Source organism: Collinsella sp. AF18-8LB (genome assembly GCF_003459795.1).
GTDB lineage: Bacteria > Actinomycetota > Coriobacteriia > Coriobacteriales > Coriobacteriaceae > Collinsella.
The window spans coordinates 66728-75752 of the sequence record NZ_QRWU01000002.1; the positions used below are offsets into that span (position 1 = coordinate 66728).

General features: G+C 60.8%; 8 protein-coding genes and 1 pseudogene. 7 read left to right on the plus strand and 2 right to left on the minus strand.

What is annotated here, in order from left to right; translation table 11 throughout:
- Positions 1-46 precede the first annotated feature (46 nt).
- Both DWX25_RS03990 and DWX25_RS03995 read right to left on the minus strand, forming a co-directional pair.
- The gene (locus tag DWX25_RS03990) at positions 47-895 is read right to left on the minus strand and encodes a MerR family transcriptional regulator (RefSeq protein ID WP_117793981.1); all 849 of its coding nucleotides are present in this window, start codon (positions 893-895) and stop codon (positions 47-49) included.
- Positions 896-969: 74 nt separating this feature from the next.
- Positions 970-2316 (minus strand): MATE family efflux transporter, encoded by a 1347-nt coding sequence (locus tag DWX25_RS03995; protein WP_117734659.1) that lies wholly within the window; start codon positions 2314-2316, stop codon positions 970-972.
- A gap of 267 nt (positions 2317-2583) precedes the next feature.
- On the opposite strand from DWX25_RS03995, the gene DWX25_RS09625 reads away from it, so the two are divergent.
- The 7 genes and pseudogenes from DWX25_RS09625 (at position 2584) to DWX25_RS04020 (ending at position 8422) form a co-directional block, all read left to right on the plus strand.
- On the plus strand, positions 2584-2790 hold the full coding sequence (locus DWX25_RS09625) for a hypothetical protein (RefSeq protein ID WP_233505222.1): 207 nt from the start codon (positions 2584-2586) through the stop codon (positions 2788-2790).
- A pseudogene (locus tag DWX25_RS09630) lies at positions 2781-2921 on the plus strand (GTP 3',8-cyclase MoaA); the annotation flags it as partial. The gene DWX25_RS09625 and the pseudogene DWX25_RS09630, both read left to right, overlap by 10 nt.
- 47 nt (positions 2922-2968) lie before the next feature.
- Positions 2969-3637, plus strand: a complete 669-nt coding sequence (locus tag DWX25_RS04000) for a hypothetical protein (RefSeq protein ID WP_233505221.1) — start codon at positions 2969-2971, stop codon at positions 3635-3637.
- Between the two features lie 4 nt (positions 3638-3641).
- A complete protein-coding gene (gene mobB, locus DWX25_RS09770) occupies positions 3642-4943 on the plus strand; it encodes a molybdopterin-guanine dinucleotide biosynthesis protein B (protein WP_117798988.1) in 1302 nt (433 codons plus the stop codon).
- Between the two features lie 242 nt (positions 4944-5185).
- Complete coding sequence (locus DWX25_RS04010) at positions 5186-5770, plus strand: histidine phosphatase family protein (protein ID WP_117563640.1); 585 nt, start codon at positions 5186-5188, stop codon at positions 5768-5770.
- A 248-nt stretch (positions 5771-6018) separates the two neighbouring features.
- Positions 6019-6864: a PRD domain-containing protein gene (locus tag DWX25_RS04015; protein ID WP_117563639.1), complete on the plus strand. Its 846-nt coding sequence runs from the start codon at positions 6019-6021 to the stop codon at positions 6862-6864.
- Positions 6865-6982: 118 nt separating this feature from the next.
- The gene (locus DWX25_RS04020; protein WP_117858854.1) at positions 6983-8422 is read left to right on the plus strand and encodes a PTS transporter subunit EIIC; all 1440 of its coding nucleotides are present in this window, start codon (positions 6983-6985) and stop codon (positions 8420-8422) included.
- Positions 8423-9025: the final 603 nt, after the last annotated feature.

The window sequence follows — 9025 nt, forward strand, 5'->3', positions numbered from 1 at the left end:
CAAATTGAAGAGCCTCCCGGATGGTCCGATGCTATCCGGGAGGTTTTTATTCGGCCGCAGTAACGGGCACCGTGATCTGCGTCACGTAGGTTGCTGGGTCGTCGCTGATAATGTCATCGATCAAGGCGATCTCGCGCGAGGAGCCGGCGGGTACTATGCCGTGCTCGTGCATATAGCCGAGCAACCGCTCGTAGCGTGGGGCTGCTTGCCCGTGCGTGCCGCGGAAGCTTATGGTCAGGCAGTGCGCGGCAGGTCGCGTCTCAACGTCACCCAAGTAATCATCGGTGTCATCGAGCATCAGACAGACCTCGTCGTAGCCATCAAAATCACCGGCGGCGAGGCGCTCGGCGCCAATCCCGACGCCCAAGTTGCCCAGAAAGACAAAGGTCTCGTGCTGCCCCTTCTGCAGTTGACGAATCTGCCACTCCAGCGCATAGGCGTCGGTGGGGTTGACGCGTTCGCGCAGCACGGCGCAGCGAAGCTCGGGTGCATCGATTGCGCAAATGGTATCGAGCTCGGTGTTCAAGGCATCGTGAAGCAGGGTAAGCCGGTTGTCAATCTTGCGCGACACGCGCTCCAGTTCGCGGCGCTTGCGTTCGATGAGCTCCTGCTGCTGAGCCAGCTGCCGCTGCATAAGGTTCACATCGCGCGTGGTCACAAACTCACGGATTTGTGCGAGCGGCAAGTCGAGAACGCGCAGGTGGCTGATGGTGTTAAGGGTGGAGAGCTGCCGTGATCCGTAGTAGCGGTACCCGCTCGCCGGATCGATGTGCGCCGGGTCCAGCAAGCCCATCTGCTCGTAATGGCGCAGCGTGCCCACGCTCAGGTTAAACATGCGCGCCACTTCGCCAATGCGGAGCAGGCCCTCGGTATGTTCAGTTGGCGTGTCGGTCATGGGACCGCTCCTTTCGGTGGGCGGGGGAACGCTGGGGCCATGCAGCGCGGCCGTCGTATGACACGAACGAGCCGCTACGCCATCAGCTTGTCAAAAGCTCCGCGACGGTTGAGTACGGTAAATGCCACCACGCAAATAATCACCGACAGAATCGACCCGCACGGCGAGGCGATGCCCATGGGGAACAGCGTGTCGGAGTAGGCGTTCGACAGCAGCCACGCGCCGGGCACGCGAATGAGCACCACTGCCAGCACGTTGTGCGCAAAGCCGATGTAGCTCTTGCCATACGCAGCGAAAAAACCGCTAAAGCAAATGTGGATGCCGGCAAAGATCGCGTCAAAAATATAACTGCGCATATAGCCGGTGCCGGCCGCAACGACCGCGGCGTCCTTGGCAAAAAAGCCGAGAAACGCCGGTGCCACCAGCCACATCAGCACCGTGATCAGGCAGCCATATATCACCGAGATGGTCATGGCATCTTTGAGCACCTGACGCGCGCGGTCGCCCTTGCCCGCGCCGGCGTTTTGCGCCGTGAGCGCGCTGACGGTGGCGCCCATGGAACTCGGCACGATAAACAAAAAACTGATCATCTTTTCGACCAAGCCCACGGCGGCGGCGTCGACGAGCCCTCGGTGGTTGGCGATGACGGTGATGAACATAAACGCCACCTGGATGCAGCCGTCCTGCACGGCCACGGGCACGCCGATCTTAAGAATGCTGCTGAGCACCTCGGGCTGGGGACGCAGGTCGCTGCGCTTGAGGTGAATGTGCGTGCGGCGGCTCTTGAGCCACACGAGCGCGAGGGCAACGCTTGCCGTCTGGGCGGTTACCGTGCCGAGCGCCGCGCCCACGGGGCCGAGTCCCATGTGGCCGATAAACAAAAAGTCGAGCGCGATGTTAATGATGCATGCCACGCCGATCACGTACATGGGCGAGCGCGAATCGCCCAGGCCGCGAAAGATGGCCGAGAGGATGTTGTACGCGGCGATAAACGGAATGCCGACAAAGCAGATGCGCAGGTAGGCAGCGGTGCCTTCGACCGCCTCGGCCGGCGTGCCAATGAGCGCCACGATCTGCGGGCACAGCGCAAACAAGACGGCGGCCAGCACCACCGAGACGCCCATAAAGAGCGTGATGGTGTTGCCGATGGCGGCCTCGGCGCGGTCAAAGCGGCGCGAACCCACGGCGTGGCCGACGATGACTGTCGTTCCCATGGCCAGGCCCACGAGCGTCACGGTAATGATATAGAGCGTCTGCGCGCCATTGCCCACGGCGGTGATGCCGGCCGCGCCGCTAAACTGTCCCATCATGTACAGGTCGGCCATGCCGTAGAGCATCTGCAAAAAGTACGAGAGCATATAGGGCAGGGCAAAGACCGCAATGGTCTTAAGGACATTGCCGCGTGTGAGGTCGTGTTCCATGGGCGGGGCACTTTCTGGCTTGGGTCGTTTAGCTACCAGTGTAGTGAAAACCCTACAACGATTGTAGAGTCAAGGTTTGAGTTGAGGACCGGGCGAAAAAGTTGCGTGCGTAGGCATTTCCAATTGAATGCAGGTGTGTTGAACCATGTCGAGTTCGCACTAGAAAACGCCATTCGCCCTGCGTCGTGTCGTACGCATGTCGACCTATTCTTCCCGTGCGGTACTATATTCCCTAAAGAATAAAGACCAGCGTGAGGGGAGGGCTGCGTGGACGGGCACGTGCAACATGACGGCTTTGGCCGCGATATCAACTACCTGCGCATTGCCGTTACCGACAAGTGCAATTTCCGCTGTATTTACTGCATGCCGGCCGAAGGCGTGGCGCCCCGCGTGCACGACGAGCTGCTCAGCGCCGAGGAAATCGCCCGCTTTGTGCGCCTGGTGGCGGGGGAGGCATTCGCCGCGTGCGCCTGACGGGTGGCGAGCCGCTGGTCGGCCGCCGTATCATCCCGCTCATTCGCGACATCCGCGCGATTCCGCAGATCGAGGACATCTCGCTTACCACCAATGGCGCCCTGCTGCCCAAGCTGGCGCCGCAGCTCAAAGACGCCGGGCTTAACCGCGTCAACATTTCACTCGATACGCTCGACCCGTGCTGTTTGAAGAGATCACCCGCTTGGGCCGGCTCGAGCAGACCATGGCCGGCATCGACGCGGCGCTGGCCTGGGGCTTTGAGCCCGTCAAGGTCAACTGCGTTGTTGTGCGCAGGCTCAACCAAGATGTGGCGGCCCTCGCGCGCCTGACCGTCGACCGTCCCATTCACCTGCGCTTCATCGAATACATGCCCATCGGCGACGAGCGTACGAGCTCTCATTGCGCTGTGGACCCGCATGCGCCCGCGCTCAATCCGGCGCTGTGGGATGCGAGCGACACCGTTCCGAGCGACGAACTGCGGGCGCGCATCAATGCCGGGGCCGCGGCGGCGGGATTGGGCGAGCTCGAGCCGCTCGACATCAACGACGCTCCTGCCGGCCCGGGCCCTGCGCGCTACTGGCACTTTCCGGGTGCGGCGGGAACGGTCGGCTTCATTAGCGCCATGTCCAACCATTTTTGTGCGAATTGCAACCGTTTGCGCCTGACGGCCGATGGCAACGTGCGTCCGTGCCTATTCAGCGATGCCGAGTATTCGGTGCGCGAAGCCCTGCGCCGTGGTGATGATATACGGGTACTTTCGATTTGGCGCGATGCCGTGGCCCACAAACCGCAGGAACACGCGATAATTGAGGGCACGCAACGATTTATGTCCCAAATCGGAGGATGATCATATGGCCAAGAGCAGGTACGCCGATGCCACCAAGGTCGCTCGCAGGGCCGCGATGTCTGCCCACAAAGCCACGGCTGCGGCGAATGCTGGCAGCGCCGCAGCGCCCGCGCAGCCGACTGCCAGTGCTGCCACCGAGTCCGCCCGCGACGCCCGCCGCGACGAGCTGACGCACGTGGACGCCAAGGGCGAGGTGCGCATGGTCGACGTGTCCGACAAGGCCGAGACTCATCGCATCGCCATCGCCGAGGGCACCATCCTCATGCATCCCGAGACGCAGGCCATGGTGCTGCAGGACCGCGCCAAAAAAGGCGACGTGCTTGCCTGCGCGCGCGTGGCGGGCATCATGGCCATCAAACGCACGAGCGACATCATCCCCATGTGCCATCCGCTGCTCATTACCAAGAGCAAGTGCGACATTGCGCCCATCGCTCCGGCGGGGACGCCGGCCGAGGACGTGCCCGAGGGCTGGGCGCCGGCGCGCGCGGACGGGCAGGTTGGCTTTCACGTACTGGTCACGGCGGGCGTGACGGGCAAGACGGGTATTGAGATGGAGGCTCTGACCGGCGCGAGTGCTGCGTGCCTAACGATCTACGACATGTGCAAGGCCGTCGATCGCGGCATGGAGATCGTCGACGTGCGCCTGCTGCACAAGGAGGGTGGCCGCTCGGGCGTGTGGGACCGCGCAGAGCGTCAGGCCGCTGCTGTTGAGGCCGTGGGAGCCGCGGGCAACGCGCCCGCGAGCGCACCTGCCGCCATCGCGCCCGCAGCTCCCGCTCCGGCTGTCCCCGCGATCGCGTTTATCGGCTACCAAAACTCGGGCAAGACCACGCTCGTCGAGAAGGTTATCGCCGAGCTCACCCGCCGCGGCCTGCGCGTGGGTTCACTCAAGCATCACGGGCACCACGGCTTTGATATCGACGTGCCCGCTAAGGATACCTGGCGCCATCACCAAGCCGGATCCAAGCACGTGGGCCTCATCTGCGCCACGCGCTGGGCGGAGTACGCCGACACGCGCGAGGAGGACGAGATGTCCGCGCGCGAGCTGCTGTCGCGCTACAACGATGTCGATGTGGTGATCATCGAGGGCTACAAGACCGAGGGCTTCGACAACATCGTGGTCGCGCGCTCCGGCGTCGACCGTCTGCGCGGCAAGAGTTCGCTCGACCTGGTCGACGGTCGCACGCTGGCCCTTGCCTGCAACGAAGCCCTGGCGCGTCATGCCTTCGACGCCGGCTTTGCGACCCGAGCCATCAACATCAACGACGCCCGAGCCATCTGCGATCTCATCCAAGACCACCTTTAAGGCTTGACGCTGCGCCGGCCCCAAGCACCCCATCTCGCCCCTCAAGCCGTCGCTCGCGTACCAAAGTACGCGTCGCTCCTCTTTCGGGGCGACCTGGGGCACTTGGAACCGGCTCGCTGCGCTGCCATAACATGCCAAAAAGGGACAGGCATCTTTGTGGTGGTTTTTGCAAAAAAGCTTTGACTTAAAGTTAGCTCAAGGTGTCATAATCGCTGACAAACGATTGCGATCACGGAGGCCTCATGTCAAAACTGTACTTTATGCGTCACGGTCAAACGCTCTTTAACTTGCTTCGTCGCAAGCAGGGCTGGTGTGACTCGCCGCTCACCGAGCTGGGAATCGAGCAGGCTAAAACTGTCGGTGCGACCCTGCGAGGGCGTGGCCTTACGTTTGACCATGCGTACAGTTCGACGTCCGAGCGTGCGTGCGACACGCTTGAGCTTGCGTTCCCCGGTCAGCCTTACGAGCGCGTCAAGGGCCTTAAGGAGTGGAACTTTGGCAAATTTGAGGGCGCGAGCGAGGATTTGAATCCGCGCCTGCCGTACGGCGATTTTTACAAGCAGTATGACGGCGAGGGCGAAGTCGAGTTTCGCGAGCGTATGATGGCGACCATCACCGAGTTCATGCAGCGCCCTGGACATGAGAGCGTGTTGTGCGTGAGCCATGGCGCCGCAGCGGCTCAGGTCATGCGCGGCGTGGGCGTGGAGCCGCTCAAGATGAAGCACCGCATTGGCAACTGCTGTGTGCTCGAACTCGACTTTGATGCTACTACCGGCACATTTGCTCTTGCAGATTTGTACAACCCCTACGGCACCCCGCGCGAGTAACATCGGGGCATCAGCCAAAACCACCACAAAGGGGCCAGGCACCTTTGTGGTGGTTTTGCCGTTTACAGGCGATTTCCTACCGTTCAGCGGACTTTCGCACCAATGGGGCTTACGCTGCATGCAAGTTTCATCCTACAATCGCCCACGTGCTCACAAGTTTGTTACTCCTCGGGAGGCATCACTTGCGCATAATAGAAGACGAGGAATATCGCCCCGTCGTCTAGCGCCGATGTCCGAGGAGTTTTTTCATGCTCATTTTAAAGAAGATCAACAATAACGTTGCTCTCGCCGCCAGCGATGACGGCCGAGAGGTTGTTGTCTTTGGCAAGGGCATCGGTTTTCACGAGATGCCCTACGAGCTTGCCGATGAGTCGCTCATCCAGCGCAAATTCTATAACGTTCCCGAGAGCCTGCAGGATATGGTCGGCACACTTCCCGACGACGTTCTGCTCGCGGCAAGCGACATTGCCTGCTTCGCATCCCAGCAGCTTGGTTGCAAGCTGTCCGGTGGCCTGCCCTTTATCCTGGCAGATCACCTGCAGTTTGCCGTTCAGCGCGACGACGACCAGATCAGCGCTCCCAACCCGCTCGAGCATGAGGTGGCTTTCATCTACCCGCGTGAGCTCGAAATCGGTCAGGCCGCGCTCGCCATCGTGCAAAAGCACACCGGCGCCAAGCTGGGTCAGAACGAGGCCACGAGCATCGCGCTCCACATCGTTAACGCCGAGGTCGACGGCATGGGCCGCGCCAAGGACATGGACTTCATCATGAAGAGCACCCGCGTGCTTGACGAGGTAACCCATTCCGTGGAAAAGCAGCTCGGCTGCTCGCTCGACACGGCGTCGTACTGCTACATTCGCTTTCTTGCGCACCTGCGCTTTTTGGTTCGCCGCCTTGTTAAGGGCAGCTGCACGCAGACCGAGAACTCCTCACTGTTTATGCAGGCCGCCCGCGATTTTCCCGAGGCCTACCAGTGTGCGTACGCCATCAACCGCGTGTTCGAGAAAGAGTTCAAGCAGAGCTGCTCGGACGAGGAGCTCTTGTATCTGATGATGCATATCAACCGTCTGCGATCGGCTTCGCAGACCGAGTGAGTAAAGCCGCCAGCCCGGCGGCAATCGCAACAATTCTTTTTGGTTTCTAACTGCGGGCAAGGTACCGGCTCGCGGTAGGGGATATTTTTGTCGAAATTTGGAAAAGAGAGGACAGATCATGGCAGGTAAATATGACGATCTTGCTGCCCAGATCGTAGAGCTGGTTGGCGGCAAGTCCAACGTCAAATGCGTCGCACACTGCATTACCCGTGTTCGTTTTAAGCTCAAGGACGAGTCGAAGGCCAATGACGAGGCAATCTCCGAGCTGCCCAACGTCATCAAGGTCATGCACGCCAACGGCCAGTACCAGGTTGTTGTGGGCAACATCGTCGAGGACGTCTACGACGCCGTTCTCAAGGCCGGCGGTTTTAGCGACGGCGGCGCCGTCGACGCCGATGACGACGATGCCGCTCCCAAGGGCGTTACCGATGTGATCATCGACCTCATCTCGGGCATCTTCGCCCCCATGCTCGGCACCTTCGCCGCTGCCGGTATCATGAAGGGCCTGCTGGCGCTCGCTACCTTCCTGGTCCCGAGCTTTGCCAACGACGGCGCCTACACGCTGCTCTACACCGTCGCTGACGGCATGTTCTACTTCCTGCCCGTGGTGCTTGGCTTTACCGCGGCCAAGAAGTTCAAGATGAGCGAGTTCAACGGCATGGCCATCGCCTTTGCCCTGGTGTATCCCACCATGGTTGCCCTGACCTCGGGCGAGGTTGTCGGCTCCGTCGAGCTCGGCTTTGCTGGCACCTTCTCTTGGTACACCACGTTCCTGGGCCTGCCGCTCATCATGCCTGCCTCGGGTTACACCAGCTCCGTTATCCCCATCCTGCTCATGGTCTGGTTTGGCTCCACCCTCGAGCACTGGGTTAAGAAGTGGATGCCCGCTTCTATGAAGATGTTCTTCACCCCGCTGATCGTCGTCACCGTTACCGTCACCCTTGGCTATCTGGTCATTGGCCCCATCGCCACGCTCATCACCAACCTGCTTGGTGAGTTCTTCGCGCTGCTGTTTGGCCTGCCCATGATCGGCTCCCTCCTGGGCTGCACCCTCGTCGGTGCCTTCTGGATGTGCCTGGTCATCTTTGGCTTCCACTGGTCGCTCGTGCCCATCGCGCTGGTCAACCTGTCCACTCTGGGCCACGACTACATCCTGGGCTCCGTTATCGCCCACTCCTTCTCGCTGGGCGCCGTGCTCTTCGCCATGTATCTCAAGAACAAGGACGAGAAGTTCCGCGGTATCGCGCTGCCGGCCATGATCTCCGCCTTCTTCTTTGGTGTCACCGAGCCCGCTATCTACGGTGTCGCCCTGCCCGATAAGAAGGCCTTCATCAACGCCAGCATCGGTTCTGCTGTGGGCGGCCTCATCATTGGTCTCTCCGGCGCCGTGGCGTACATGTCCGGTGGTCTGGGCGTCTTCAACTGGCTGTCCTTCATCGACCCCTCCGGTGTTAACGGCATCAACCACATGATCTGGGCTATCGTTGCCTCTTTCGTGGGTGCCGCCGTGGGCTTTGCGATCGAGTTTGCCACCTACAAGCCCGAGGCTGCCAAGTAGCCCAAACGACAAAGACTCGGTACCAAGCCGGCGGGGGGGGAGCGCCCCGCCGGTTTTTTTCAAAGGGGCTAGATGCCATGCGCTCGTCCGAGCGACTGCCCAAAATCAAAACCATGCCGGATTACGGGGCTGAAACGGTGAGTGCTGACCATACCCCGTTTTTCCGTAAACTGACAAGCCTCCTACCTGCGGTTTTGTCCTTGCCGTTTCTGGCATGCTCAAGGGGCACTGGTTCTGCCCCGTAAACCGGCATGGTTTTGAACCTGCCAATAAGGGACAGGTTTATTTTGGTCGGTTTTATCTGGGCAAACGTCGTCTCCGTCAGCTCCGTCCGCATATCTTAAGCCGGCATAGTTTCGATGGGTCGGTCCGTGCGCGTCCCGCAACATGCCTCGCCACGAAACCGGCCTATCTACTACGTTTAAGTGGTAGGGGCCAACCACACGGTGGTTTTTCGAAAACCGCCAAGCCGTCTACCTGCGGTTTTATTTTTGACAATTGCGGCGTGGTCGGGGGTTCACGACTAAACGTAGTAGATGGGCCGGTTTCGTGGCGGCCGACTCAACGCGAACTCCGATCGGGACGCAAATTACCTCGTGGGGG